Below are 26,554 nucleotides of genomic sequence, written 5' to 3'. Positions count from 1 at the left end.
CATGCCATTGGGAACGATCGAACAGGCGCTCGACGATCTGCGCGCCGGAAAATTCCTCGTCGTCGCTGATGACGAGGACCGCGAAAACGAAGGCGATCTTATCGTCGCGGCGGAATTCATTACGCCCGAGAAGGTCAACTTTCTCATGCAAGCCAAGGGGATGATCTGCCTTGCACTGAGTCAGGAGAAAGTGCGCCAGCTCGACCTGCCGATGATGGGCGCGGAGAACACCGATGCATTGCGCACGGCGTACACGGTCACGGTGGATGCATCGCCGAAATTCGGGGTCACCACGGGCATCAGCGCGTCCGATCAAGCGGCGACCATACGCGCGGCGTCGAGTCCGGAAGCGGTGCCGAGCGATCTGCGTCGTCCGGGGCACGTACACCCGCTGCGCGCACGTGAGGGCGGCGTGCTGCAGCGCGTCGGGCACACCGAAGCGGCCGTGGATTTCATGCGTCTCGCGGGGCTGCAGTCGGCCGGCGTGATCTGCGAAATCCTCAACGACGATGGCACCACCGCCAAGCGGCCGCAGCTCGATGTGTTCGCGCAGAAGCACAACATCACCTTCGTCACCGTGGCCCAGTTGGTGGCGTATCGCCTGCGGAACGAGCGCCTCGTGCACCGCGAAGCGGAAGCGCGACTCCCCACGGAGTTCGGCGAATTCCGCATCATCGGCTATCGCAACGACGTGGATGACCGCGAGCACGTGGCGCTCGTGTTTGGTGAAGTCACAGGGGCCGAGGGGGTGCTGGTGCGCATGCACTCCAAGTGTCTCACGGGCGACGTGTTCCATTCGCAGCGCTGTGACTGTGGCTGGCAGTTGCACCACGCGATGTCGATGATCGCGGGCGAGGGGCGCGGGGTGATCGTGTATCTCGATCAAGAAGGGCGCGGCATCGGCCTCATCAACAAGCTCAAGGCCTACGAGCTGCAGGACAAAGGCGCCGACACGGTGGAAGCCAACGAGCGACTCGGCTTTGCGCCGGATTTGCGCAACTATGGCATTGGGGCGCAGGTGCTGCTCGACCTCGGCCTCAAGTCCATCCGTCCCATCACCAACAATCCCAAAAAACTCATTGGGCTCGAAGGCTACGGGCTGAAGGTCGATGAGCGCGTGCCACTCAACGCGCCTGAGTCTGTGGAGAATGCCGAATATCTAGAAACCAAACGCCGGAAGCTCGGCCACCTCCGAGCGCTCTGATGGCGGAATTTCTAGGGACTCCGGACGGCGCGCACCGACGCATGGCAGTGATCGGCAGTCGTTTCAACGAGACGATCACCACCAAACTCGTCGAAGGCGCGGTGGATTGCCTCGTGCGGCACGGCGTGCCGTTTGACGATGTCGATGTCGTGTGGGTGCCTGGCGCGTGGGAACTTCCGGCGGCGGCGGGTCGATTACTCGCCTCTGACCGTTACGATGCGATCATTGCCGTGGGCGCCGTGATTCGTGGCGACACGCCGCACTTTGATTTTGTCGCAGGGGAAGCGTCGCGCGGGCTCGCCGAGCTGCAGCGCGCGTACGACCGACCGATTGGCTTTGGTTTGCTCACGACCGATACGATGGAACAAGCCGAGGCGCGCGCTGGTGGCGCGCACGGCAACAAGGGATGGGACGCGGCACTCGCCGCACTCGAAATGGCTGACCTGTTCAGCCGTCTCGATGCCGCCGCAGGTCACGAGGAAGGTGATGGCGAGAGTTGAATCACGCGGGCGCATTCGCGCCCTGCAGGCTGTCTATGCGTGGGACATGCGAGACAAATCTGATCTGCCCACCATCGCCTTGCGCATGTGGGATGATCTCGGCGTGCTTCCCGAGGAGCGGGAGTTTGCCAATCAGTTGCTCCGGGTCATTGTCGCTGAGGGCACGGCACTCGACGACGAACTCGCCGAAGTGACCACGAACTGGCGCATCGAACGGCTGGGCGCCATCGAACGGTGTGCCCTCCGCCTCGGCGCCGCGGAGCTTCGCGTGGGCATCACCCCGCCGCGCGTGGTCATTCAGGAGATGGTCCGGCTCGCCGAGCGCTTTGGCTCGACGCAAAGTGCGCGCTTTGTGAACGGCGTGCTCGACGCGCTTGCGCGCAAGATGGGCCGGCTCGCTTGAAGATCCTCGTCGTCAACTGGCAGTGCCGAGAGAATCCGCTCGCCGGAGGCGCCGAGATCCATCTGCACGAGATCTTTGAACGATTGGCCGCCGCCGGTCACGAGGTGACGTTGCTGTGCGGCGGTTGGCCCGGATGCCCGCCGGTGGCCAACCTCGGAGGCATCGAGACGCTCCGTGTGGGAACGCGCCAAACGTTCGCGCTCAAGGTGTGGCGTTTCTGGAACGAGCAGCTGCGCCACCGGCCGTTCGATGTGATTGTCGAGGACATCAACAAGGCGCCCCTCTATACGCCGCTCTGGGGCGCGTCGTGCAAGACGGTCGCCTGCGTGCCGCATCTGTTTGGCGGCACCGTGTTTCAGGAACTCGTCTTTCCGCTCGCCGCCGCGGTGTGGCTGAGCGAACGCCCCATTCCGCTGGTGTATTACGACGTGCCGTTCCAGGCCATTAGCGAAAGCACCGCCGACGACTTGGCCGCTCGTGGTCTGCCACGATCGCATGTCCAGGTGATTTATCCGGGCGTGTCGTTCGATCATTACACGCCCGATCCGGCCGTGCGCGCGCCGGTGCCGACCTTTTCGTACATCGGACGACTCAAGAAGTACAAAGGAGTGGATCTCGTGATCCGCGCCTTTGCCGAACTCGCGCATCCGTCGGCGACGTTGGAGATTGCTGGACAAGGAGACTTCAAACGCTCACTGGAAGCGCTGGCGGCCTCGCTTGACCTCGGAGACCGCGTGCGGTTTCTTGGCTTTATCAGTGACGAAGAAAAAGTCGCGCTCCTGCGTCGGTCATGGGCCGTCTCGTTGGCGTCGCCAAAGGAAGGGTGGGGACTCACGAACGTGGAAGCGGCGGCGTGCGGAACACCCGTGGTGGCCTCCAACTCGCCGGGCATTCGCGAGTCGGTGCGCGATGGCGAAACGGGCTTCCTCGTGCCCCACGGTGACGTGCGCGCGATGGCGGCTGCGTTTCGCCGGTTGGCAGTAGCACCGGCACTGGTGGCAGAGATGGGAGCAAAGGCCCGTGCCTTTGCCGAGACGTTCACGTGGGAGCGCGCCGCTGAACAGACGATTGCGCATCTGGAGCGATCGATTCGCGGAGGAGCAACGCAATGGAAGTCGTGATCCCCTGTAACCGCCGCGAGCAAAGCTAATGGCCGCGAAAACGCTTACCGTCGCCGTCCTCTTCGAGCGGCTCAAAGACGTCTTGCAGCTCGACTTGCTCGGGAGCCCCGCTGGGCTCGAACGCGAGATTACAATGCCCGACGCCTCCGGCCCGGGACTGGTGCTCGCTGGGTACGTGGGACGCTTCGTGCATCAGCGCATTCAGGTGCTCGGCGAAACCGAAGTGTCGTACGTCGCCCAGCTGAGCGATGCCGACCGCACGCGCATGCTACGCGCCTTCTTTTCGTATCCGATCCCCTGCGTGATGGTCACCAAGGGGCTGACGCTGCCCCCTGGGTTCGAGGCGGAGGCGACCGCGGCGGGTGTCGCGATTCTGCGTTCACAGCTCAAGACGCTCGAGTTTTACAAGCGCATTTCTCCGTTCCTCGAGCTTGCCTTTGCGCCGGTAACGAATCTACATGGATCGCTCGCCGACGTATTTGGCGTTGGCCTGCTCTTTACTGGAGCCAGCGGCATCGGAAAATCAGAGTGCGTCCTCGATTTGGTCGAGCGTGGACACCGCCTTGTGGCTGACGATCTCGTGATCGTGTCGCGCCGCGGCGCCGACGTGCTGATTGGGCGTGGACACGAACTCTCGCGTCACTATATGGAAATCCGGGGCATCGGGCTCATCGACATTCCCAAGGTGTTCGGCATTCACGCGGTGCGTCAGCAAAAGCGCATTGAAGTGCTGGTGCACCTCGAACACTGGGATGCCGTGCACGACGTGGATCGCACCGGCCTCGACGGCCAGACCAAGGAAGTGCTAGGCGTCAATCTGCCGTACATCACGGTACCGCTCAATCCCGGCAAGAACATCACGGTGATCGCGGAAGTGATCGCCATGAACCATCTGTTGCGGTACAGCGGCCATCACGCGGCCGAAGACTTCAACGAGCGCCTCAAGGCCAAGATGTCCCGTGCGGCGAGTGCGACGGATATCTATCTGCAGGATGATGACGAGTAACATCGACGCCCCCCGCGCAGTGATTGCAGGCCACGGCGACGTGGCCCAGGGCTTCGTGTCTGCCGTGCAACAGATCGCGGGGCTCGGGGCGGTATTTTGCGCGGTGAGCAACGCGTCGCTCGATGCGGCGTCGCTCGAGGCCGCGATTGCCAGTGCGATCAGCGATCACCGCGCCACTATCGTTTTCACCGATCTGCCGGCCGGTAGCTGCACCATCGCTGCGCGCAAGGCGACCCGCGGACTCGCGGGCGTGTCAGTGGTGACGGGCGCGAATCTCCCAATGCTCCTCGACTTTGCGCTCAAGGGCGGTGTGGCGCCGGATGATGCGGTGGCCTCCGCGGCGAAGGGACGTGATGCGATCATCGTGCACGCTGCACCCGAGGCTCGCTGATGGCGGTCGCGCTCTATCGCATTGACGACCGCTTGATTCATGGGCAGGTCATCGTGGGCTGGGGCCAACCCCTCAGTTTGTCGTTCATCGTATTGGTTGATGACGCGGTGGCGGAGAGCGATTGGGAACAAGACCTGTACCGTGCCGGTGTCCCGCCCGAGATGGAAGTCACCTTTGAGTCCGTGGCGAGCGCGGCGGCCAAAATGGCAACGTACGAGTCCCGGCCGGACAAGGGCATCGTCCTCACCGGCGACATCGAGACGATGCGCCGACTCGTTGAGGCGACCGCCAACGCCATTCACCACGTGAATCTCGGCGGCATTCATCATCGGGCCGGCCGTGCGCCACGCCTGCGCTACGTATTTCTCGCGCCGGCAGAAGAGTCGGCGCTGCGGACGCTCTCTGACGCCGGGGTGGTCGTGAGTGCGCAGGACGTGCCTGCCGCCGCGCCGGTGCCGCTGAATGCCGTGCTCTCGGGGAGCGGCGCATGATGCAGTTGCTCAGCTTGTTGCCGATGACGATCCTCGGCGCCATCCTCGGCCTCGACGTCGTGAGTTTTCCCCAAGCGATGATCTCGCGACCGATCGTGGCGGCGACGTTGGCCGGTTCGCTCATGGGGGAGCCGCTCCGCGGTTTGATAGCCGGCGTCACCCTCGAACTGTTCGCGCTCGAAACGCTACCCTTCGGCGCCAGTCGCTATCCCGAGTGGGGCTCGGCGGCGGTAGTCGGCGGCGCGATCTTCGCTGGACAGCGAGAGACATCGGCTGGAGCGCTCACGGTGGCGGTGTTCGCGGCCCTCGTCACCGCATCGGTGAGCGGATGGTCCATGATTCAGCATCGGAAAGTGCTCGCACGCTGGGGCGGCGGGATGCGTGAACTGCTGGCGCGCGGATCGTCGAGTGCGGTGACGCGCTTGCAGATCGGCGGACTCACGCTCGACCTCGTTCGTGGTGCGCTGATGACCTTTGTGGCTCTGGCCGTCTTTGTTCCGCTTTCGCGAAATCTGTTGAACACCTGGACCTTCACCAACGGTCAGTCGCGTGCGTTTGTTGTGGCGCTGGCCGGTGCAGTGGGAGCGGGTGCGGTCTGGAAGGTGGTGCACACAACGTCGGGCGCTCGCTGGTACCTACTGGGCGGGCTCGTCGTCGGCGCGCTTCTTCTGGTGGCGCGCCCATGACGCAGCCCCCGACCTTGCCAGTCCTCACGCGCTTGTCGATGCTGCTGCGATTGCTCGCGGTGCAGGGCTCGTGGAACTACGAAATGATGATGGGGAATGGCATCGCCTTTGCCGTAGAGCCAGCACTGCGGCTGCTGCCCGGAGGGAAGAACGGCGATGCCTACCGCGCGGCGCTTGCACGGCAGGGCGGATACTTCAACGCGCACCCGTATCTCGCCGGTGTGGCGGTGGGCGCGCTGGCGAGCGCCGAACTCAGCGGAGAACCGCCCGAACGCATCGAACGGTTTCGCACGGCGTGCTGCGGTCCGCTCGGGAGCGTGGGTGACCGACTGATCTGGGCGGGCTGGCTTCCGGCCTGTTCCGTCGCCGCGATGCTCGCATTCGGACTTGGGGCCTCCCCCGTGGTCGCCGTCTTGCTGTTTCTCGGCGCCTACAACGCAGGGCATCTCACGTTGCGGGTGTGGGGGCTCCGTGTGGGCTACCGTGACGGACTGCGGGTTGCATCGGCGCTCGCGCATCCGGCGTTGCGTAGTGGACCTGCGCACGTCGCGCGAGCTGCCGCGTTGATCGCGGGCATCGCGCTTCCGCTGGCCGTGCGCGGCATTGTGGGGCCCGCGCGCGAAAAACTGGCGGTGGTCATGGGATTGGCCGCGCTGGGGGCATTTGTCCTCGCGCGGTTGCAGGGACGTGTAGAAGGGTGGCGCGTGGCGATGGGGCTGCTTGCTGCATTCATTCTCTTTTCCGTGGTGCGATAATGCTTGAACGCCGAGTGATGGTCGTTAACAGCCACGGCATTCATGCGCGGCCCGCGGCCGAAATTGTGAAATGTTCTGCCAAGTTCACCTCGCACATTACGCTCGTGCGCGATGATCTCGACGTGAACGCCAAGAGCATCATGGGCGTGATGATGCTCGCGGCGGAGTGTGGATCGGAGTTGATTATCCGTGCCGAGGGCGCCGACGCTGAGGCGGCACTCGATGCCCTCGCGGCCCTGATTGCCGGCAAATTCGGTGAAACCTAGGAGCCCCGCATGCCCGTGACGCTGAGCGGTATTCCCGCATCGCCTGGCATTGTCGTCGGCCCAGCGCATCTCCTGCGCTGGGAAGTGCCGGAGGTTCCGTTGCGTGCGATTGGCCCGCATGAGGCCGAAGCCGAAGTGGCGCGCATCCACGACGCATTCGCGCAGGCGATTGGCCGCCTGCAGGAAGTGCGTGAGCGTGCGGCACGTCAAGCGGGCCAGGCGGAATCTGCGATCTTCGATGTGCAGATCTCCATCATCGAAGATGTGGAACTGCGCTCGCGAGTCGAGTCGGTGATCCGTCAGGGCTTTGCGGCCGAAAGAGCTTTTGACGTGGTGATGATCGAGTGGCGAGAACACTTCGCCCGCTCCGTGCACGCCATGATGCGCGAGCGCGTGGGCGATCTTACCGACGTGCACATTCGCGTGCTCACGATCCTGCTCGGGCTCGGGGACCACGATCCGGTGGATCTGCCAGCTGGTGCGAACGCGATCCTGGTGACGCACGATCTCACGCCGAGCCTCACGGTGCAGCTCGACCGTGGGCGTATCATTGGCATTGCGACCGATGCGGGCACGCGGACGTCGCACGTCGCGATTCTGGCGCGCTCGCTTGGGCTCCCGGCGGTCGTCGGATTGCTCGAGGCCACGACGCGCATTGAGAGCGGCGATCAGGTCATCCTCGATGGGGCCGCGGGCACCTTGATGGTGCGCCCCAATGCGGCCGAGCTGGCCGCGGCGGCCGCACGCGCCAAGAGTGAACAGCGCGAGCAGGTCGCGCTCGCGCAGCTCGCGAACGCCGAGGCCATCACGCTCGACGGCGTCCACATTACGCTTCGCGCCAATGTCGATTTGCCCGACGAAGCGGAGGCGGCCGCCCGGAGCGGTGCCGAAGGCGTAGGGCTCATGCGCACCGAATTCCTGGTTGTCGGCCGCGCCACGATGCCGGATGAAGACGAGCAATACGAGGCGTATCGCAAAGTCATTCAGGCCTTTGGTAGTAAGCCAATCGTGATTCGCACCTTCGACATCGGCGGCGACAAACTCCCGGTGGGTGGATTCCCACACGAGCCGAATCCGTTCCTCGGCTGGCGCGCCATTCGGATGTGCCTCGACCAGCCTGCGATCTTCAAGACGCAGCTCCGAGCCTTGTTGCGCGCCGCCGTGCACGGCGACGTGCGCATTATGCTCCCACTTATCGTCAGTACCGACGAAGTGCGCCAATCGCGGTTTCTGCTGGCGGAGTGTGCGAGTGAACTTGCCGCGCGCGATGTCCCGCATCGCGCCGACGTCCCGCTCGGCATCATGATTGAGACGCCCGCGGCGGCCATGATTGCGGACGCGCTCGCCAAGGATGTCGCGTTCTTCAGTATTGGCACCAACGACCTCGTGCAGTACACGCTGGCCGTGGACCGCGGCAACGCGAGCCTCGCCTCGCGCTACACGCCGCTACACCCGGCCGTGCTCCGTCTTATTGCACGCGCCCAGCAAGTGGGTGCCGCTGCCGGGCTCGAAGTGAACGTCTGCGGTGAAATGGCGTCCGAACCGCTGATGGCCTACGCCCTGATTGGGCTCGGCATACGGCAGTTGAGTGTGAGCGCGATCTCTGTTCCGATGGTCAAGCGGATTGTCCGTGGGTTGCATACGGAGCGGGCTGGGGCGGTGGCGCGGCAGGCCCTCGAGGCTGGTACCGCCGAGATGGCCGAGCAGGTGCTACGGGCCGGACTCGACGCCGAACGGGGGGCGGGGGGGTAGGGACGTATCGGGCGTGCCCGTGGTTTCACGTCCGCCTAGGGGTTTACATTAAGGAAGGACACGCGGCACGAGATCGTGCTCCGTGCAACATCACTCTTTGCCTCTGCCTCCTGTGCTTCATCGCCACCTGTTCACCTCCGAATCTGTCACCGAAGGGCACCCCGACAAAGTCGCCGACCAGATCAGCGACGCGGTGCTCGACGCCCTGCTGGCAATCGACCCCGCCTCACGCGTGGCCTGCGAAACGATGGTCACCACGGGCCTCGCCACCATTTTCGGTGAGATCACGACGGAAGCCTACGTCCATCTTCCCGCGCTCGTGCGCGAGACGATTCGGCGCATCGGCTACACCGAAGCGGGCTATGGATTCGATGCCCACACCTGCGCCGTGATGTCCACTATCGACCAGCAGTCGAGTGACATTGCGATGGGTGTGGACACCGGTGGCGCCGGCGACCAGGGAATGATGTTCGGCTACGCGTGCGACGAGACCGAAGAGCTGATGCCGCTCCCGATCACGCTCGCACACAAGCTGACGCGCGCCCTCGCGGCACGCCGCAAAGATGGCACGCTCCCTTGGCTCCGCCCCGATGGCAAGTCGCAGGTGAGCGTCGTGTACGAAGGCGGCCGGCCGGTGGCGGTTGATACGGTCGTCATCTCCACGCAGCACAGCGAGTCCGTCAAGAACAAGACGATTCGTGAGTCGGTCATCAAGGACATCATCGAAGCGTGCATCCCGGCAGAACTCCGCCCCAAGGGGATCAAGTACCACATCAACCCCACGGGTCGCTTTGTTGTGGGTGGCCCGCAGGGCGATGCCGGTCTCACCGGCCGCAAGATCATCGTGGACACCTACGGTGGCATGGGACGTCACGGCGGTGGTGCCTTCAGCGGCAAGGATCCGTCCAAGGTCGATCGCTCGGCGTGCTATGCGGCGCGCTGGGTGGCCAAGAACATCGTCGCGGCAAAGCTCGCTACGAAGTGCGAAGTGCAGGTGGCGTACGCGATTGGCGTGGTCAAGCCGGTCTCGGTGATGGTGGACACCTTCGGCACCGCCAGCGTGGACGAACGCAAAATCATGCGCGCCGTGGAGTCAGTGTTCGACTTGACGCCCAAGGCGATCATCGACGCGCTCGACCTCCGCAAGCCGATTTACAGCGACACCGCAGCCTACGGTCACTTCGGCCGCACGGCAGAGAAAGCCGTGCGCCACGGCAAGAAGGTGAATCTCTTCACCTGGGAGCGCACCGATAAGGTGGCCGCGCTCAAGCAGGCGGTCCGCGCGTAAGCGGATCGCCCACAGGAGGAGGCACGCGTGATTGAGGTGGCTGTCTCGCGGCTCGGATTGGACAGCTCCACGAACTCGTTCGTGGTGATCCTCGAAGAGCGTGCGGGCTCGCGCATTGTACCCATCTGGATTGGGCGCGCCGAGGCGGAGTCGATTGCCGCGCACCTCAACGGTGTGCCCAGTGCTCGTCCGATGACGCACGATCTGGCACGCGCACTGATCGTGACGTTGGGTGGCACGTTGCAGCGCGTGCACATCACGCGCGTGGAAGATGCCACGTTCTATGCGGAGCTTCACCTCACTCGGAATGGTGAACAGTTCGTGGTCGACGCCCGCCCCTCTGACAGCATTGCCCTCGCCTTGCGGTTCGGCGCGCCGATCTTTGCCTCCGAATCGCTCCTCGCGGAGCATGAGCCGGCCAGCGCATCAACTCCTGATGCCGCGGGCAATGCCGATGCCGATGCGTCGGAGGTCGCCGAAGCCGACGTTGCTGACGACGGGTTTGCCGCGGCAGAGCCCGACGCCGAACTCAGCGGCGCCCAGTTACTCCAGCGGCACCTCGAGCGCCTCCGTCCAGAAGATTTTGGAAAATTCACTCTGTAGCGGCCATCGCATGATGACCGGTTCGGGTGCGCGCGCATTGCGCGCGACGTGCGTCGTGGCCGTCGCGCTCCTCGGCGGCATCGGCATCGGCATCGGCGCCGCGCCGCTCCGTGCGCAAGCACCGCACAATCGTGCGTCGGTGCCGGCAGACACCGCTCTGCGCGAGGTGCGCGGTCGCGTGCTGCGCCCCGGCGGCGACTCCGGCCTCGCCGTGGCGAACACGCGCGTCACCCTGCATCGCGTGGGGCGTGACGCAGCCGCGCCTCTCGACTCGCTCCTCACCGACGCCGCCGGACGCTACACGTTCCGCTATCGGCACTCGGGCGACAGCACCGCGCTCTATTTTGTCTCGGCTCTCCGCGGTGGCGTTGCATACTTTACGGCGCCACTCCGCGACTGGCGCGTGGAGGGCGATGCCGCCACGGTGCTCGTGTTCGACACAACGAGCGCGCGCCTCCCCATTCGCGTGCGGGGGCGCCATCTGGTGGTCGGGTCCCCCGACAGTGCGGGGATGCGGAGATTCGTGGAGGTGTACGAAATTTCGAACGACTCCATTGTCACCCGCATCTCCGCGGCGACCAGTGGTACCTTCGACGCTCGACTCCCCGCTGGCGCGACCGACGTCGCGGCCGGCGACGGCGAGGTGAGCGCCGACGCCATGCAGACGAGTGGTGAACGCGTGCGCATCATAGCGCCGATTGCGCCGGGCATTAAGCAATTCTCGTTCAGCTATAAGGTGCCAGCGCGCGTCACGGCCGTCACATTGCCCGCCGACGACTCCACGATGGTGCTCGAGGTGCTGCTCGAGGAAACCGAGGGCACGGCGGCTGGGGCAGGTTTGAAAGCGGTGGCAAACGCCGCTAGCGGAGGCCGTTCGTTCCGGCGGTACCTTGCGCAGGATGTCGGCGCGGCGACCATCGCGCTCACGTTGCCGGCAACGGCGCGAGTGACGGCGAGCCTGCGACTGGCGATTGCGGTCACGGTGGCTGGCGCTGTCTTGCTGATTGGGTTCGCCCGCGCGTTCAAGCGACGCGGCTCAACGCCCGGCGTGTTGTCGGCGCAGGGTGCTGAGTCCGTCGCTGAGCTCGAGCGCTTGGTCACCGATCTTGACGACGCGTTTGCGCGCATCGCCGCGCCCAATGCCGATCAGCGCGCCGACCACTTTCAGGCGCGGGCTCGACTCAAAGCAAGGCTTGCGGCGGCGGTCGCGTCGCGTGACGGTCTCGCCTGATGCGGGTGGCGGTGATTTCGCGTCTGGTAAGACGCGCCATGAGTGCGAGCTGAGCCCGCCGTGAAGCTGTTTGCCTCGCCGTATCCCTGGTTGCTCCTGACGCTCGGCGCTTTACTGCTGACGTTATGGCGCCGTCACGTTGACGCGAAGCCGGAAACTCGGCGTTTGGTGGGGGCCGCGTGCGCGGTATGGGTTGCGCTGCTGCTGCTGTCTCTCCGACCGGTGTCCGTGGCACTTGGCCGCACGCTGATAGTCGCTGACTCCCCAGTATCCGCGCCGCCTTCGGTCATTTTGGTGCTCGGCGATGGGCTTTCGCTCGGCCGCGATTCCGCCGATGACCGCATTACGCTCAGTCAGTGGAGTCGGGCGCGCCGCGCGATTGCGTGGTGGCGCGAGTCGCCGAGCGCGCGCATTGTGCTCAGTGGGCAGAGTGCCGCGCGCAATCGTCCACCGGAGCGGCTGGCAGTGCTCACGCGCGACGTATTGCTTGCCGCCGGTGTGCCGGATTCGTTGATCGTGCTGGAGCCGCGATCTCGCGTGACGCGCGAGCATCCGGCAGAGGCGCTGCGCATCCCTGGGTTGCAACGCGATACGCCGGTGGGAATTGTCACGTCGGAGTGGCATATGCGCCGCGCGCGCGCCGTATTCCGCGCCGAATTTGCCAGCGTGCAATGGCGCTCCGCGGACATCAGCGAATGGACGCCGAGCTGGCTGGATGTTGTGCCGTCGGCGGAGTCGCTGAGCGCAAGCGCGTTCGATGCGGTGGAGTGGGTGGGAAGTGTGGTGTACGGTGCGCGGCGGTTGTTCTCGACGCGCGAACTTGCCGCCGGTGCGCCCGCGGCGTAGCTTCCCTGTACAATTGATTTGCAAGCGCGGGACACGGAAGCCGGTGAAATGCCGGCGCGGCCCCGCCACTGTAACGGGCATTTGTACCACGCCCCCTCCATCACGCCACTGACGACCGTCGGGAAGGCGAGGGGACGGCCCGGAGCCAGGAGACGACCCACGCTTGCGCCACTGTATTCAGTTCCTCGGGGGAGGGCTGGTGGCGTGCGTTGCGTGCCTCGCCGATTGGCGCACGTGGCGGACGTTCCGGGCTTCTTCCTTTGAGGGGGGAGCCCTTTGTGTTTCTGCCGCGTGCGTTGATGACTGTCGTGCTTGCAGTGAGTGTTGCCGCCTGTCGCGGTGACGCCTCGCGCACGTCCGTCACCGCCGCGTCGCTTGACCGCGATGACTTTGGCGACACCATTCGCGTGAACGCACCGGCCACCCGCATTGTCTCGCTGAGTCCGGTGACCACCGAAATACTTTTCGCCATCGGCGCTGGCGATCGCGTGGTGGGCCGCACGCATTGGGACACCTACCCCGCGGCCGCGCGCGCCGTGCAGGACCTCGGCAACGGCATGCAGCCCAATGTCGAAGCCATTCTTGCCACGCGGCCGGATCTCGTGGTGATCTACGGGAGCCCGTCGAATCGGGCGGCGGCGCTGCAACTGCGTCGTGCCGGTATCGCGACGATCGCTGTGCGTACGGACCACGTGTCCGACTTTCGTCGTGCGACCACCTGGATTGCGCGGGCCATTGGGGACAGCGCCGCCGGCGCCGTGGTGAGTGATTCCGTCGAGCACTCAATTGCGGCCGCAAGCCAAGCGGCCACTGCCGGTACAGGCCCTACGGTGCTCTGGCACCTCTGGGACGCACCGGTGATGACCATTGGCCGCGGTAGCTACATGAGCGAGCTGGTGGCGGCCGCCGGCGGACGAAATCTCTTTGATGATCTCGAAGCGCCGTCGCCGCAGGTGACGATCGAAGAAATCGTACGTCGAAATCCTGATTATGTCATCGCCGGTCCCAGCGGCGCCGAGAGTATTCGGAAGAAGGGCGCGTGGCAGGCGATCCCCGCCGTGCGTGAGGGGCGCATTCTCATTGTGGATACCGCGCTCGTGAGTCGGCCCGGCGTGCGCATGGGAGAAGCGGTGCGTCATCTCCGCACGCTCCTGCATCCAGAGGGGCGCCGATGACGCGTCGCCTCGTGGCGTTGCTCGTGTTGGCTCTCGTCGTCGCCGTGCTTGCCGCGCTGACGTTTGGCTCCGCATCGCTTCGGCTCTCCGATGTATTGCGCGCGCTCCTGACTACGGCGCCCAGCACGGCGCGCAGCATTGTGTGGGAGTTGCGTTTGCCGCGCGCCGCTCTCGGGATTGTGGTGGGAGCGGGACTCGGGATGAGTGGCGCCGCGTTGCAGGCCACCGTGCGCAATCCGCTGGCCGAACCGTATCTGCTGGGTGTCTCTGGAGGAGCGGCGATCGGCGCTGTCTTTGCAACCGTGTGGGGATTCGGCACGGCGCTGGTGCCGCTGGCTGCCTTTGGTGGTGCAGCGGTCGCCGTATCACTCGTGTTGCTCGTGGCGCGCGTGGCACGCGCGCCGCATGACGCGCGCGTGCTCGTGATGGCCGGCGTCGTCGTTGGCGCCTTTGCGAATGCGGCGATTATGCTCGTGCTCGCTGGTGCACCGGCCGAAACGGTCCGTGGAGCGCTCTGGTGGATGATGGGCTCACTCGCGGACGCTAGCTGGAACGGCATAGCGTGGTCGGCCGTGTATGTGGCGCTCGGTGGTGCCGTGCTCCTCGCCACCGCGCGCGACATTGAGTTGCTCGCGCTCGGAGAGGACGCCGCCGCCGCGCTCGGGGTGCATGTCGAGCGCGCGACGCGCCGTGCCTTTCTTGCGGCCTCGCTCGTCGCCGCCGTAACCGTCGCCGGTGCCGGGTTGGTGGGATTCGTTGGACTGGTTGTGCCGGCCATCGTACGAGCGCTCGGCGCGCGGAGCGCACGAGGCGTGATGATTGGCGCCGCTATCGGCGGCGCCGCATTGGTGGTGGGCGCCGACGTCGCGGCGCGCACGCTGCGCGCGCCACACGAGTTGCCGCTGGGAGCGGTCACGGCGCTCCTCGGCGTACCCTTCTTTCTGGTGCAGCTGCGGAGAGCGCGCTCGTGATTCGCTTTGAGAACGTCACGTTGCGCTACGCGGGCGCGCCGAACCCAGCGGTCACTGACGTTTCATTCGTGGGCGCCCGCGGCGCGCTCACGGCCGTGGTTGGCCCCAACGGCAGCGGCAAGAGCACGCTCGTGCGCGCGCTCCTCGGCCGCCTCGCGCCTCGGCCGGGCACGGTCACCCTCGACGGCGTGGATCTCGCGACCCTCTCCCGTCGCGCCGTCGCGCGCCGCCTTGCGGTGGTTCCGCAGCGCGAAGAACCGGCGTTTCCATTGAGCGTGCGCGACTTCATTGCCCTTGGCCGCTATCCGCATGCCGGCGCCTGGTCGGTGAGTTCCAGCGACGATCGCACCGCGGTACACGCGGCTGCGGAACGCGCGGAGGTTCAGTCGTTTCTGGATCGCGACACCGATGCGTTGAGTGGCGGCGAATGGCAACGCGTGCGCATCGCGCGCGCCCTCGCGCAGGGTGGCGACGCCCTCGTGTTCGACGAACCCACCGCTTTCCTCGACATCGCACACGAAATGTCGGTGTTCGAGTTGCTCGGATCACTGGCGCACGAGGGCAAGGCCGTCCTCCTCGTGAGTCATCAACTGAATCTCGTCGCGCGTTTTGCCTCGCACATTGTGCTTATGCACGCGGGGCGAGTGGCCGCGGCTGGGTCTCCAGACGACGTCATGACCGACCGCGACACCCTCGAGCGTGTGTACGACTGGCCCCTCCTCGTGCGGCGCGACGCCGTGGGTGGAGCGCCAGAGATTGTGCCCCTGCGCGAAAGAGGTCCCCGATGATCATTTTCCACCCCCCGACCAAGAGTCCCGTGCATACGTCCCATCGCCTTCGGAACCGCTTGACCCTGCTGTGCGCCTCGGTGCTCGTGGTGAGCACGCCACTCTTTGTCTCCGCACAGGGGCTGGGGCGTGATACGCTCGCTACGGTGGTTGTGACCGCAACGCGTGAGGCCGTGGCCACGGCAGTTCCGACGGCCGCGGTTACGGTGCTCTCGGGTGAGCAGTTGCGCGGCCGCGGATTATCCGTTGTCTCAGATGCCCTTCGGCTCGTGCCGGGAATCTCGGTGGTGAGCGCCGGCTCTGTCGGTGCCCAGACCTCGCTCTTTGTGCGCGGTGGCAATAGCAACTATGTGCGCGTGTTGGTCGATGGCGTTCCGCTCAACGACGCGGGCGGCGCGGTGGATCTTTCCACGTTGAGTCTTGAGAACATCGAGCGCATTGAAATCGTCCGCGGCCCAGCCAGCGTGCTCTACGGTTCCGATGCGGTCACCGGCGTCGTGCAACTCTTTACGCGCCGTGGCACGCAGCCCGTCGCTTGGAACGCGCTCGTCGGCACCGGCTCGCACGGCGCGCGCCGCAGCGAACTCGGCGTGAGTGGCGGTGGCGTTGGGGCAGGGTTCTCCCTGTCGGGCGGCCGTCAGTCGACCAACGGAGAACTCGCCTTCAATAATCGCTTTGCGTCCGACGTGCTCAGCGGCGCGGCGCACTGGACGCCGGATTTAGCCACGCGCATCTCCGTGGCCGCGCGCTGGTCCGGGTCGGCCTTTCAATATCCTACGGACTTTGCGGGCGCGATTGTCGACCACAACGCAGAGCAAATCGAACATCGGTTTGTGGCATCGGCCGACGTCGAGCATCACTTTAGCGACGCGGTCACCGCGCACCTGCTGCTGACCTCCAACGAATACCTGCCGCGGTCGAACGACGCCAAAGACAACGCGGCCGACACCCTCGGCTTTTACGCCTACTTCTCACGCAGCGTGCGTACGCGCCGTGCCGTGGAACTGCGCGTGTCGGCCAAGCTGTCGGCGCATACGTGGTTGACGATTGGCGGGGAAGTGGCGCGTGATCGCGAACGCACCACGTCGCACTCGCAATCGCAGTACGGTCCTTCAAATGACGCGTTCGAAGCCAGTCGCCACACGGACGCTCTCTTTGCGCAACTCCTCGGCGACGCCTCGCCATCGGTGTCGTACGTCGGTGGCGTTCGCCTCGACCGCAACAGCGCGTTCGGTACGTTCGGCACGGCGCGCGGTGGCCTCGCGTGGAAGGGCGGTGATCATTGGCGCGCCCGCGCCTCTCTCGGCTCCGCCTTCAAGGCGCCGTCGTACTATGAGAACTTCGCCGTAGGCTACGTCAAGGGAAATCCGGCGCTGCGTCCCGAGCGCGCGCAGAGTGCGGAGATGGGCGTGGATGCCGATCTCTCGCCTACGCTCGCCGTGAAAGCCACCGCGTACGCGCAGCAGTTTCGCGACGTCATTCAGTACACGGGCGCACCGCCATCACCGAGCGCACCGAACTATTTCAATGTGGCCGCAGCCGATGCCCGCGGCGTGGAACTCGAAGCCGACTGGCGCGCCGATGCCGTCACCACGTTGCGTGCGAGTTATGCGTACACCGCCACACGCACCACGCGCGCCGGCTACGACGCCTCGGCGGGTGCCAACTACGTCGTGGGGGAACGGCTCCTGCGCCGTCCGCCGCACGCCTTTTCCCTGATGATCACGCAGAAGATGACAGGTGGCGGCTCCTTCGACCTCGGCGTCACGCGCATCGGTGAGCGGAGTGACCGCGACTACGCCGTGTACCCGGCGGCTCCCGTGGTGCTCCAGGGCTACACCAAGCTGGACGTCTCCACGACGATCCCGCTCGAAGGCACCATTGAGGCGCCCGTCTCGCTTATCCTGCGGGTGAATAACGCGCTCGATGCCAGGTACCAGGACGTGCTGCACTTTGACTCCCCGCGGCGTACGCTCTTCGCAGGGGTGCGGTGGGGGCACTAGGCGCGGCGGCCAGCCCCTCAGCCTGGGCTGAGAGGGCTTACCTTTAGGGCGTGCATCCCGTCGCTACGCAGGCCCTCGTCCTCCACGCGTTCGATTACCGCGAGTCCTCGCGGATCGTGCGCCTCGCTACCGCCGAGTTGGGTATTGTCTCGGTGATCGCGCGGGGGACGCGCTCGCCCAAGAGCAAAATGGGAAGTGCGCTCGACCTCTTCACCGGCGGCATCGCGCATCTCCGCGTGCATCCCTCGCGTGATCTGCATTCCCTTGCCGGTTTTGACGCCACGCGCTCGCGCCCCGAACTCGCCGAGAGCCTCGCGCGTTTTCGCGCAGCGTCGGCGCTCGCCGAGCTCTGTTTACGGTTTGGCAAGGAAGACGAGAGCGGCCGCGTGCACGACGCCGCGGTTCGCGTGTTCGATGCCATTGGCGTGGCTGACGACGATCAAGTCGCCGCGCTCGCTATTGCTGGTGCGTGGCGCCTCATCGGCGAACTCGGCTTTGCCCCCGCCGTGGAAGAGTGCGCGAGTTGCCACACGCTGCTCGACGGCGACGCGGCCGTCACCTTCGATCACCGCGCGGGCGGCGCGCTCTGCGCCACCTGTGGGCTACAGGCGCGCGGCGGACGTACGATTCCCGGCGAGGCGCGTCGCACCCTCGCCGCGTGGCTCGCGGGCGACGAGGCGCCGCTCACCGACGACACCATGGCGCGCGCCCATCGGCGGCTGCTGCGTGAGTTCGTAGAAGAACACATCGGCGACGACCGCCCGTTGCGCGCCTTTCTCGCCTGGGAAGAAGCCTCGGTGGTCGCGGCCCGGGACTCGGCGTGATTCTCGGAACGGCCGGTCACATCGATCACGGCAAGACGGCGCTCGTGCGTGCCCTCACCGGCGTGGACACCGATCGCCTCCCCGAAGAAAAACGCCGCGGCATCACCATCGAACTCGGCTTCGCACCGCTCACGCTCGACGACGCGGAGATGAGCATCGTCGATGTGCCAGGGCACGAAGCCTTTGTGCGCACGATGTTGGCCGGCGCCACTGGGGTGGATCTCGCGCTGCTCGTGATTGCGGCCGACGAAGGCCCCATGCCGCAAACGCGCGAACATCTGGCGATTCTTACCCTCCTCGGCGTACGCGCTGGTGTCATTGCGCTCACCAAGAGCGACCTCGTGGAAGCCGAGTGGCTCGCGATGCTCACCGACGACGTGCGCGCACTCGTGGCGGGCTCACCGCTCGAGGGCGCGCCGATCATCGCCTGTTCAGCCATCACCGGTGCAGGGCTCCCCGAGTTGCGCGCCGCCCTCGCGGCGGCCGCGCGCGACGTTCCCGCGCGTGACGCTGCCGATCTCGTGCGGCTACCGATTGATCGCGCGTTCACGGTGAAGGGAACTGGCACGGTTGTCACCGGAACTCTCTGGAGTGGCACACTGGATCGCGATGCGACGGTTGTGGTGCATCCCGGCGCACGCCCCGCGCGCATTCGCGCGCTCGAGTCGCACGGCGCCACCGTCGCAAGTGCGCAGCCGGGGCATCGCATAGCAGTCGCCCTCGGCGGACTCGAGCGCGCAGATGTTTCACGCAGCGGCGTGCTGGTGCGCGCGGAGGATGCGTGGCGGGAGAGCACGGTGCTGCGTGCCGACGTCGCGTTGCTCGACGCGGCGGCATCGCTTGGCCCACGCACCCGCGTGCGCTTTCACCTCGGCACTACAGACGTCGGCGCTCGTGTGAGTGTGGTGGGCGGACGTCTCGAGAATGGAAAGACGGTGCCCGCACGCCTCGTGCTCGACGCGCCAGTGGTGGCGCGCGCCGGCGATCGTTTTGTATTGCGCACCGCGTCACCGCCGCTGACCATTGGTGGTGGCATCGTGACGGACCCGCATCCGCCTGGTCCGCGCTCTAAACCGTTTGCCGCGGCGGGAGCGAGCGTTGGCGAACGCGCCGAGTGGATGGTGCGCGAGTGTGGCGGCGCCGGACTCGCCGTGGCGGATTTGCCCGTGCGCCTCGGTGTGTTGCCGAGCGTGGCCGCGGAGTATCCACCGACGCGCGCACCCTTCGTGCGCATCGGTACGCGACTGTTTGATACGGCGCTTCGCGACACACTCCGCACTCGCCTCACGTCAAACGTCTCATCATTCCACGCAGCTGATCCTCTCGCCGCGGGGCTTCCGCTTGAACGCGCGCGCACGGCGCTGGGTGCTGCCGCCGAACTCTTTGAAGACATCCTGGGCGAGCTCGTGCGAAAGGAAAAGCTCGTGGCGCAGGGAAGCGTCGTGGCACGGAGAGGGTTCTCGCCGGCTTCGGGCGCACGCGACGCGCAGCGCCTCGACGATCTGGCGGCCGCGCTTCTGGCCGGGGGGGGCGAGCCGCCCTCCGTGCCCGAACTGGCCGCCAAGTTCGGGCCCGACACCCCCGCGCTGCTGCGCCTGCTGGAAAAGCAGAAACGCGCGGTGGCCGTGGCGTCCGACCGCTATTTTAGCCCTGAGGCAGTTTCCTCATTGCTGGCGACCCTTCAGGCAGGGCTAGCTGCCGGAACGCCAGTGACAGCATCGCAAGTCCGTGAAACACTTGGACTTAGCCGGAAATTCGTGATTCCGTTTCTGGAATACCTCGATCGTCGAGGTATCAGCCGCCGCGACGGTGATTTTCGGACGTTCGACTGGAGCCGGCTCGGGTAGCCCTGAGTCGACAGTGCACCCCGATTCAGCGGTTGGGCCACCGTGACGGCTCCAAGGGTTGGGTTGGAGCCGATACTCAGGGAGAGCGGGAACCTCCCCTCCGGGGGTGGGTACCCCTACTCGTTGACATGCGGGGCCGTTTCCAATACGTTACCCCTTGGGTACTTACGTCAACCTTTCACTGGAGCAGCTGACATAGATCCTGCTTAGTCAGTCGGAGAAAACATGAAGAAACGTTGGTTAGCACTCGTTGGTGTGCTGACCCTCGCTCTCATGCCACATTTCGGAAGCGCGCAATCCATTGGGACGGCGCAAGGCTCTAAACCAGGCAAGCTGCAGCAGAACTACCCCAATCCGTTCAATCCAGAGACATCCGCCAGATTTGCCATTGGCGATTCGCCGGCTTGTGCGGAAGGTAGCAAGCAGTACCGGGTTTCAATCCGGATCTACAACATTCTGTCGCAGTTGGTCGCTGTGCCGACCATGCAGGGCAGCGCAGGAAACGTGGTAGGAGGCGTGACACCGCTGGAAAACGTGCAGTTGCCGTGTGGTGAGTTCGTGTGGTACTGGAATGGCAACTACAAGGGGACCTCGCAGGAAGCGGCATCGGGTGTGTATCTCGCAGTGCTCGAAGTCGACGGAAAGCGAGTCAGCGTGGTCAGGATGCTCAACAACAAGTAGTGTGCAAACGCCCGGGCGATTCGCTCGGGCGTTTCACGTTTCTGCCACTTTGACGCACTCGGCGCGGCATCAATGTTGCTTTCTTCTCGAGTGGAATATGCCGTGCGCGCCACATCGATGCGACCGTAACCCATGATCCCCGTCTCGGAGCTGTCTCCGTGAATCCCGACCGCCTCACTGTAAAATCCGCCGAAGCGCTCAACGATGCCGTCGCCCTCGCACGGCGCACCGGCAATCCGCTCGTGCACGACGCGCATCTGTTCCGCGTGCTGCTCGACCAGCAGGACAGCATTGTCGTTCCCATTCTCCAGAAGATGGGGATCGCCGTTGCCACGCTGCGTGAGGGATGCGACACGGAAATCGGGCGCTATCCCAAACAGAGCGACGCCAACCCGCAGCTCTCGCGCGAGCTCAACGCCGTGCTCGACACCGCCGACGCGCGCGCTAAGACCCTTGGCGACGCCTACATCTCTACGGAACATCTGCTCATTGCGCTCGCCGAAACAAAGGCCACCGACAGCGCGATGTTGCTCAAGAAGGCCGGTGTCAAACCCGAGGCGCTCGCCGAAGCCATGCAAGTGGTGCGCGGTGCACACAGCGTCACCGACCAGACGCCCGAGAATCAGTACCAAGCGCTGCAGAAATTCACGCGCGACCTCACCGAGGATGCGCGCAAGGGTAAGCTCGATCCCGTGATCGGCCGCGACGAAGAAATTCGTCGGGTGATTCAGGTGCTGTCGCGCCGCACCAAGAATAACCCGGTGCTCATCGGCGAACCTGGCGTGGGCAAGACGGCCATCGCCGAAGGGCTCGCGCAGCGCATCGTGAATGGCGACGTCCCCGAAGGACTCAAGAACAAGCAACTCCTCTCGCTCGACCTCGGCGCGCTGATTGCTGGCGCCAAGTTCCGTGGTGAGTTCGAGGAACGGCTCAAGAGCGTGCTCAAAGAAATCGTCGCCGGTGAGGGGCAGTTCGTGGTGTTCATTGACGAACTGCACACCATCGTTGGCGCCGGGAAAGCCGAAGGCTCGATGGACGCCGGCAACATGCTCAAACCGATGCTCGCGCGCGGTGAACTGCGCGTGGTGGGCGCCACCACGCTCGACGAGTACCGCAAGCACGTGGAGAAAGACCCCGCGCTCGAGCGCCGCTTTCAGCCCGTGTTTGTGGGCGAGCCGACCGTGGAGAATACCATCGCGATTCTGCGCGGGCTCAAGGAGCGCTATGAGTCGCATCATGGGGTGCGCATCACAGACGGCGCCATTGTCGCTGCGGCTACGCTCTCCAATCGCTATATCGGCGATCGATTTCTGCCCGACAAAGCGATTGATCTCATGGACGAGGCAGCGAGTGGGCTCCGGATTGAGATTGATTCGCTGCCGCAGCCGATTGATGAGGTCAAGCGGCGCATTGATCAGCTGAAGATTGAGCATCTCGCGCTAGCGAAGGAAAAGGACGCGGCATCGCAAGAACGTCGCACGGCCATCGAGAAGGAACTCTCGGAGGCCGGCGAAAGCATGGCGTCGATGACCGCGCAGTGGCAGATGGAAAAGAACGTCTTGGGCGATGTGGGCAAACTCAAGCAGCAGATTGAAGAAGCGCGCACGGACGCCGAGCGCGCCACGCGCTCCGGTGAGTTGGGTCGAGCGGCGGAGATTCAGTATGGTCGCGTGCCGCAACTCGAAAAGCAGATGAAGGACACCGAGGCGCGCCTCGCGTCGCAGCAGCAGGGTGGGGCGCGGTTCCTCAAGGAAGAAGTCACGGCCGACGACATTGCGGTTATCGTCGCCAAGTGGACCGGCATTCCCGTGACGCGCATGATGGAGAGCGAGCGGGAGCGTCTCACCAAGCTCGGCGAGGAGCTCGCGCACCGTGTGGTTGGTCAGCCCGAGGCGGTGGAGGCCGTGGCGAACGCCGTGCGCCGGTCACGCGCCGGGCTGCAGGACCCCAACCGGCCGATCGGGTCGTTCATTTTCCTCGGACCCACGGGCGTCGGCAAAACCGAGACGGCGCGCGCCCTCGCGCAGTTCCTGTTCGACGACGAACAGGCGATGGTGCGCATTGATATGTCGGAGTACATGGAGAAGCACGCCGTGGCGCGGTTGATTGGCGCACCTCCGGGCTATGTGGGCTTTGAAGAGGGCGGGCAACTCACCGAGGCTATCCGTCGCCGGCCGTATAGCGTGATTCTCTTTGATGAAATCGAGAAGGCGCATCCGGATGTGTTCAACATCCTGCTGCAGATTCTCGACGACGGGCGCCTCACCGACTCGCAGGGACGCACGGTGGACTTCCGGAACAGCGTCATCATCATGACGAGCAATGTGGGGAGTCAGTGGATTCTGGAGCACGCCGGGTCGGAGTGGGCGCTGGTGGAAGCGCAGGTCACGCAAACGTTGCGCGGGCAGTTCAAGCCGGAGTTCTTGAACCGCGTGGACGACATCATCATTTTCCGTCCGCTCACGCGCGAGCACATTGAGCAGATTGTGTTGCTGCAGCTCGCGCGGATGACGGCGTTGCTCGCCGATCGCAAGTTGACGCTCGAGCTCACGCCGGAGGCCAAGGCGTTGCTCTCGCGCGAGGGATACGAGCCGGCGTTCGGCGCGCGGCCGCTCAAGCGGGCCATCCAGCGGCTGCTGCAGAACCCGCTCGCGATGGCGGTGCTCGACGGGACGTTCGTTGAGGGGGATCACCTCAAGGCGACGGTGTCGGGCGATAAGCTAGTGTTTGAGAAGGCGTAGCTACCGACGCAGCAGTGGAAATGACACGAGGGGCCGGCGACATCGCCGGCCCCTCGTGTGTAGTCGGGTGAGCCCCTTACTTCGTGCGCACCAGCAACAGTTCGATGGTGGCCGGTACTGACGCCGAGCCGGACGCGCTATTGATCGAGGCGGTGGCATTGGCAATGACGCCAAAGCGCACATACCCAGCGGCACCGCTCCGCAACGTGAACGCGGCTGGGATGGTCGGCGTGAGGGGGTGCGTGAGGAGCGGGAACAACTTGGACGTGGTAATCGCCGGGAGTATGCTGCGGAAATTCCAGCTCGCGTAGGCGTACTTGGTATCGGTACTGATGCCGGAGTTGTCGAGGAAGCTGGCTAAGGCCATCTGCCGCACGGCGGTGACAATACCGCCACTGAATGCGCCGCTGAACGCGTTGTTGAAGTTGGCCGTGCCCACCAAGTTCGAGTTCACCAACGCGCGCGTGTACGTCGCCGGGGCGTTGGCGCCTTGATCGAGCGCATAGCGGAGCAGGGACCAGGTGGAACCGCGCGTTTCGAGGCTGTCGTTCATCGCCACGGGAGAGTGCGTCTCCGGCGCGGCGAGGTAATCCATAAAGTTGCCGAGGTTGTCCACCTGGTACGCGTTGATCGCGTCCACCTTCACTTGCGTAGAGGCAACGGTGCTCAAGTTGAGATCGCTCTTCGGCGTGAAGCCGGAGACCTTGTAGTAGAGCAACTCCTGCGCGAGATGGGAGAGCCCTTCGTCGAGCCACACCTGCTCGTAATCGTCGGCATTGTTGATGTAGATGCGCCGCGAGTCGTTGATGAGATGCTGCATCTCGTGCGCGAGGGTGCCGACCGCGTCTGTTTGCAACGCCGTCTTCGACGTGAAGAACTTGTTGTACACCTGGGTCGGGTCCACCACCGGCATGTAGAACATTTCGGCGTAGTTGCTGCCCGGGCAGGCGGCGATTCCGGGCTGCGCCGTCGGCGGAAAGAGATCGCGGGAGTAGAAGAAGCCCGCGATGTAGCCACCATCCGCGTCCTTGGAGAGCGCGTTCACGGCCGGCGTAAAGAAAATGACGATCTTGCTGTTGCCGTCGAGGTCCGTTGGCGCACCGAATGCCGCCGTGTCGAGGGCGTAAATCAGCGTATCGAACGTTGTAGCGAACGTCGCGTAGTCGGCGTCGGTGAAGCCGCCCGCGGGGGATGCGGAGTCTGCCACGATGATGGCGTTCTTCGATACGGCGGCGACGCGTCCGGTCCGGTTCGAGCGGTTGGTGCAGGCATCTTTCACGTTGATGTTCATCTGCACCGTCGTGCCCACCGTCGGCGTGACGGGGAGCCCCGTGATGTTCGACTGGGCGAATGCCGAGCGGCCAGCGGCTCGGCGTGCGCGCCACATGGGCCCGAGGTCGCGCCGCTCGCTGGCGCGGAGTCGCGCTTCAAACGCGTCGTGCACGCGATTACGCGGGAACAGCCCGCTCAGGCTCGAGGTGACGGGAGACGAGAGCGCGCTGCTCGCGAGCGGGCTGGTCGTCACGGTCACGGTGCTCTGCGAGGTAAAGGAGAGCGGGACGATCGAGGTAATCGTGTCCGCCGTCTTGTACGGAATGAGGACGTATTCGCTCCCCGAACTGCCGCCGCTCAAGCAGAATCCGCTGCGCTCAGCGCCCGAGAGCGTGCGCACTTCTCCGAGCGCCAATGAGAGGGGCACGGTGCCGCAATTGGAGGTGACCGTGATGGTCGCCTGAGCGGACTTGGCGTCGATCGTGGCGGTGATTTGGGCCACGCCGGCGGAAACCGCGGTGACCAATCCGGCCGAGCTCACCGTCGCGACACTCGTGGAGGAGCTCGCCCAGGACACGGTCTTGCCGCTGATCGACCCGCCGGTCGAGTTGACCGCCGTCGCGATGAGCGTGACCGTGCCACCGGGCTGCAAGGTGGCGGCAGTCGTTGAGAGGCTCACGGTCGCCACGGTGGTTGCCGTGGAGGTCGTAGTGGTCGAGGAGGGGGCCGTGGAGCTGTTGGAGCCTCCCCCACACGAGGCGGCGGCTACAAGGGCAAGCAGGGCAGAGAGCGAACGTCGCATACGCGGGTTTCCCAGGTCGGGGCCACACAAAGTTTATCGGAGGCGCGCCCTGCCGCCACCTCCCGTTGGACGCGTGAGCCGCGCCATTATTAGTTGTCCTCCGTACCCCAGTCTGCAACGACCGTTCAAATGCCCACGAATCGCCTCACAAAAGACAGTGCCTGGATGCGCCTCGCCCTCGAAGAAGCCGAGGATGCGGGAGCCGCCGGTGAAGTGCCCGTCGGAGCCGTCATCGTCCGTGAGGGTGACCTGCTGGCTCGGGGCGCGAACGCCATGGTGGCCTCCGGCGACCCAACCGCGCACGCCGAGATGATCGCCGTACAGGCGGCCCTCGCGGCCCTTGGGGTGGCTCGGCTCGAGGGCTGTACCCTGTATGTGACGCTCGAGCCCTGTGCGATGTGTGCCGGGGCGATCGTGCTCGCGCGACTCGATCGCGTGGTGTTTGGGGCCTGGGACGATAAAGCCGGCATGGGCGGTTCGGTGGGGGATGTGCTCCGCCATCCCAAGCTGAATCACCGTCCTGAGGTTGCGGGCGGGGTGTTGGCCAGCGAGTGCGGCGCACTGCTCAAGGATTTCTTTGCCTCGCGCCGATAATTGTCCCGTAACTCGTTGACCTGCCCCCCGTTCCCTGATTATTTTCAAAGGCTACAGCGCGACCTGGACAGGTGGCCGAGTGGTTGAAGGCACCGGTCTCGAAAACCGGCGTACCGGCAACGGTACCGTGAGTTCGAATCTCACCCTGTCCGCTGGAAGTGGCCGTTTCCGACGCGTGATGCTGCATCTTGGCACGCGCGTCGGCTTGTTTTGAGCAAGGTTTGGACGGGTGGCCGAGTGGTTTAAGGCGCACGCCTGGAAAGTGTGTGTACGTGAAAGCGTACCGTGAGTTCGAATCTCACCCCGTCCGTGG

The 26,554-nt window shown here is 65.1% G+C and carries 25 protein-coding genes, 2 tRNA genes and 1 riboswitch; of the genes, 26 read left to right on the top strand and 1 reads right to left on the bottom strand.

The annotated features are described in order from the left end of the window. Position 1: 1 nt before the first annotated feature. The 23 genes from NTZ43_07095 to clpB all read left to right on the top strand — a co-directional run bounded on the left by NTZ43_07095 (position 2) and on the right by clpB (position 23,573). Positions 2–1,204 carry a bifunctional 3,4-dihydroxy-2-butanone-4-phosphate synthase/GTP cyclohydrolase II gene (locus NTZ43_07095; protein MCX5766970.1) on the top strand — a complete coding sequence of 401 codons (1,203 nt, stop codon included), beginning with the start codon at positions 2–4 and terminating at the stop codon, positions 1,202–1,204. Further along, complete coding sequence (gene ribH / locus NTZ43_07090) at positions 1,204–1,704, top strand: 6,7-dimethyl-8-ribityllumazine synthase (protein ID MCX5766969.1); 501 nt, start codon at positions 1,204–1,206, stop codon at positions 1,702–1,704. Before NTZ43_07095 ends, ribH begins: the two co-directional genes overlap by 1 nt. Then, on the top strand, positions 1,691–2,107 hold the full coding sequence (gene nusB, locus NTZ43_07085; protein MCX5766968.1) for a transcription antitermination factor NusB: 417 nt from the start codon (positions 1,691–1,693) through the stop codon (positions 2,105–2,107). The genes ribH and nusB overlap by 14 nt, the downstream gene beginning before the upstream one ends. Then, entirely contained in the window at positions 2,104–3,228 is a 1,125-nt protein-coding gene (locus NTZ43_07080; GenBank protein ID MCX5766967.1) for a glycosyltransferase family 4 protein, read from the top strand. The genes nusB and NTZ43_07080 overlap by 4 nt, the downstream gene beginning before the upstream one ends. 28 nt (positions 3,229–3,256) lie before the next feature. Further along, entirely contained in the window at positions 3,257–4,234 is a 978-nt protein-coding gene (gene hprK, locus NTZ43_07075) for an HPr(Ser) kinase/phosphatase (protein ID MCX5766966.1), read from the top strand. Continuing rightward, entirely contained in the window at positions 4,221–4,625 is a 405-nt protein-coding gene (locus NTZ43_07070; protein ID MCX5766965.1) for a hypothetical protein, read from the top strand. Before hprK ends, NTZ43_07070 begins: the two co-directional genes overlap by 14 nt. Next, positions 4,625–5,116: a PTS sugar transporter subunit IIB gene (locus tag NTZ43_07065; GenBank protein ID MCX5766964.1), complete on the top strand. Its 492-nt coding sequence runs from the start codon at positions 4,625–4,627 to the stop codon at positions 5,114–5,116. The genes NTZ43_07070 and NTZ43_07065 overlap by 1 nt, the downstream gene beginning before the upstream one ends. Then, positions 5,113–5,802, top strand: coding sequence for a PTS sugar transporter subunit IIC (locus NTZ43_07060; GenBank protein ID MCX5766963.1), 690 nt, complete (start codon positions 5,113–5,115; stop codon positions 5,800–5,802). Before NTZ43_07065 ends, NTZ43_07060 begins: the two co-directional genes overlap by 4 nt. Further along, on the top strand, positions 5,799–6,557 hold the full coding sequence (locus NTZ43_07055; protein MCX5766962.1) for a PTS system mannose/fructose/sorbose family transporter subunit IID: 759 nt from the start codon (positions 5,799–5,801) through the stop codon (positions 6,555–6,557). Before NTZ43_07060 ends, NTZ43_07055 begins: the two co-directional genes overlap by 4 nt. Further along, positions 6,557–6,823 (top strand): HPr family phosphocarrier protein, encoded by a 267-nt coding sequence (locus NTZ43_07050; protein ID MCX5766961.1) that lies wholly within the window; start codon positions 6,557–6,559, stop codon positions 6,821–6,823. Before NTZ43_07055 ends, NTZ43_07050 begins: the two co-directional genes overlap by 1 nt. A 9-nt stretch (positions 6,824–6,832) precedes the next feature. After that, complete coding sequence (gene ptsP, locus NTZ43_07045) at positions 6,833–8,575, top strand: phosphoenolpyruvate--protein phosphotransferase (GenBank protein MCX5766960.1); 1,743 nt, start codon at positions 6,833–6,835, stop codon at positions 8,573–8,575. 112 nt (positions 8,576–8,687) lie between these two features. After that, a complete protein-coding gene (gene metK, locus NTZ43_07040) occupies positions 8,688–9,863 on the top strand; it encodes a methionine adenosyltransferase (protein ID MCX5766959.1) in 1,176 nt (391 codons plus the stop codon). A gap of 27 nt (positions 9,864–9,890) precedes the next feature. After that, complete coding sequence (locus tag NTZ43_07035; protein MCX5766958.1) at positions 9,891–10,466, top strand: bifunctional nuclease family protein; 576 nt, start codon at positions 9,891–9,893, stop codon at positions 10,464–10,466. Between the two features lie 10 nt (positions 10,467–10,476). Continuing rightward, the gene (locus NTZ43_07030) at positions 10,477–11,697 is read left to right on the top strand and encodes a hypothetical protein (GenBank protein MCX5766957.1); all 1,221 of its coding nucleotides are present in this window, start codon (positions 10,477–10,479) and stop codon (positions 11,695–11,697) included. A gap of 60 nt (positions 11,698–11,757) precedes the next feature. Continuing rightward, positions 11,758–12,543, top strand: a complete 786-nt coding sequence (locus NTZ43_07025) for a YdcF family protein (GenBank protein MCX5766956.1) — start codon at positions 11,758–11,760, stop codon at positions 12,541–12,543. Positions 12,544–12,578: 35 nt separating this feature from the next. Continuing rightward, positions 12,579–12,697, top strand: a riboswitch (cobalamin riboswitch). A gap of 124 nt (positions 12,698–12,821) precedes the next feature. Then, complete coding sequence (locus tag NTZ43_07020) at positions 12,822–13,718, top strand: helical backbone metal receptor (GenBank protein ID MCX5766955.1); 897 nt, start codon at positions 12,822–12,824, stop codon at positions 13,716–13,718. After that, positions 13,715–14,689, top strand: coding sequence for an iron ABC transporter permease (locus NTZ43_07015; GenBank protein MCX5766954.1), 975 nt, complete (start codon positions 13,715–13,717; stop codon positions 14,687–14,689). Before NTZ43_07020 ends, NTZ43_07015 begins: the two co-directional genes overlap by 4 nt. Next, positions 14,686–15,477 carry an ABC transporter ATP-binding protein gene (locus NTZ43_07010; protein ID MCX5766953.1) on the top strand — a complete coding sequence of 264 codons (792 nt, stop codon included), beginning with the start codon at positions 14,686–14,688 and terminating at the stop codon, positions 15,475–15,477. Before NTZ43_07015 ends, NTZ43_07010 begins: the two co-directional genes overlap by 4 nt. A gap of 29 nt (positions 15,478–15,506) precedes the next feature. Beyond that, positions 15,507–17,480 carry a TonB-dependent receptor gene (locus NTZ43_07005; protein MCX5766952.1) on the top strand — a complete coding sequence of 658 codons (1,974 nt, stop codon included), beginning with the start codon at positions 15,507–15,509 and terminating at the stop codon, positions 17,478–17,480. 50 nt (positions 17,481–17,530) lie between these two features. Then, positions 17,531–18,304: a DNA repair protein RecO gene (recO, locus tag NTZ43_07000; protein MCX5766951.1), complete on the top strand. Its 774-nt coding sequence runs from the start codon at positions 17,531–17,533 to the stop codon at positions 18,302–18,304. Next, positions 18,301–20,151, top strand: coding sequence for a selenocysteine-specific translation elongation factor (gene selB / locus NTZ43_06995; GenBank protein MCX5766950.1), 1,851 nt, complete (start codon positions 18,301–18,303; stop codon positions 20,149–20,151). Before recO ends, selB begins: the two co-directional genes overlap by 4 nt. Before the next feature lie 225 nt (positions 20,152–20,376). Further along, positions 20,377–20,832 carry a hypothetical protein gene (locus NTZ43_06990; GenBank protein MCX5766949.1) on the top strand — a complete coding sequence of 152 codons (456 nt, stop codon included), beginning with the start codon at positions 20,377–20,379 and terminating at the stop codon, positions 20,830–20,832. 158 nt (positions 20,833–20,990) lie between these two features. Then, positions 20,991–23,573, top strand: coding sequence for an ATP-dependent chaperone ClpB (gene clpB / locus NTZ43_06985; protein ID MCX5766948.1), 2,583 nt, complete (start codon positions 20,991–20,993; stop codon positions 23,571–23,573). 76 nt (positions 23,574–23,649) lie between these two features. Here the strand turns inward: clpB and NTZ43_06980 are convergent, their stop codons facing one another. Then, complete coding sequence (locus NTZ43_06980) at positions 23,650–25,524, bottom strand: Ig-like domain-containing protein (GenBank protein ID MCX5766947.1); 1,875 nt, start codon at positions 25,522–25,524, stop codon at positions 23,650–23,652. 252 nt (positions 25,525–25,776) lie between these two features. Between NTZ43_06980 and tadA the strand changes: the two genes are divergently transcribed. The 3 genes from tadA (at position 25,777) to NTZ43_06965 (ending at position 26,551) form a co-directional block, all read left to right on the top strand. Beyond that, a complete protein-coding gene (tadA, locus tag NTZ43_06975; protein ID MCX5766946.1) occupies positions 25,777–26,241 on the top strand; it encodes a tRNA adenosine(34) deaminase TadA in 465 nt (154 codons plus the stop codon). A gap of 65 nt (positions 26,242–26,306) precedes the next feature. Beyond that, positions 26,307–26,393: transfer RNA gene (locus NTZ43_06970), tRNA-Ser, on the top strand. Positions 26,394–26,464: 71 nt separating this feature from the next. After that, positions 26,465–26,551, top strand: a tRNA-Ser gene (locus tag NTZ43_06965). The last annotated feature ends 3 nt before the right edge of the window (positions 26,552–26,554 follow it).

Source organism: Gemmatimonadota bacterium (assembly GCA_026387915.1).
Taxonomy (GTDB): Bacteria; Gemmatimonadota; Gemmatimonadetes; order Gemmatimonadales; family Gemmatimonadaceae; genus Fen-1231.
This window is presented reverse-complemented; position numbering and strand designations above follow the sequence as displayed.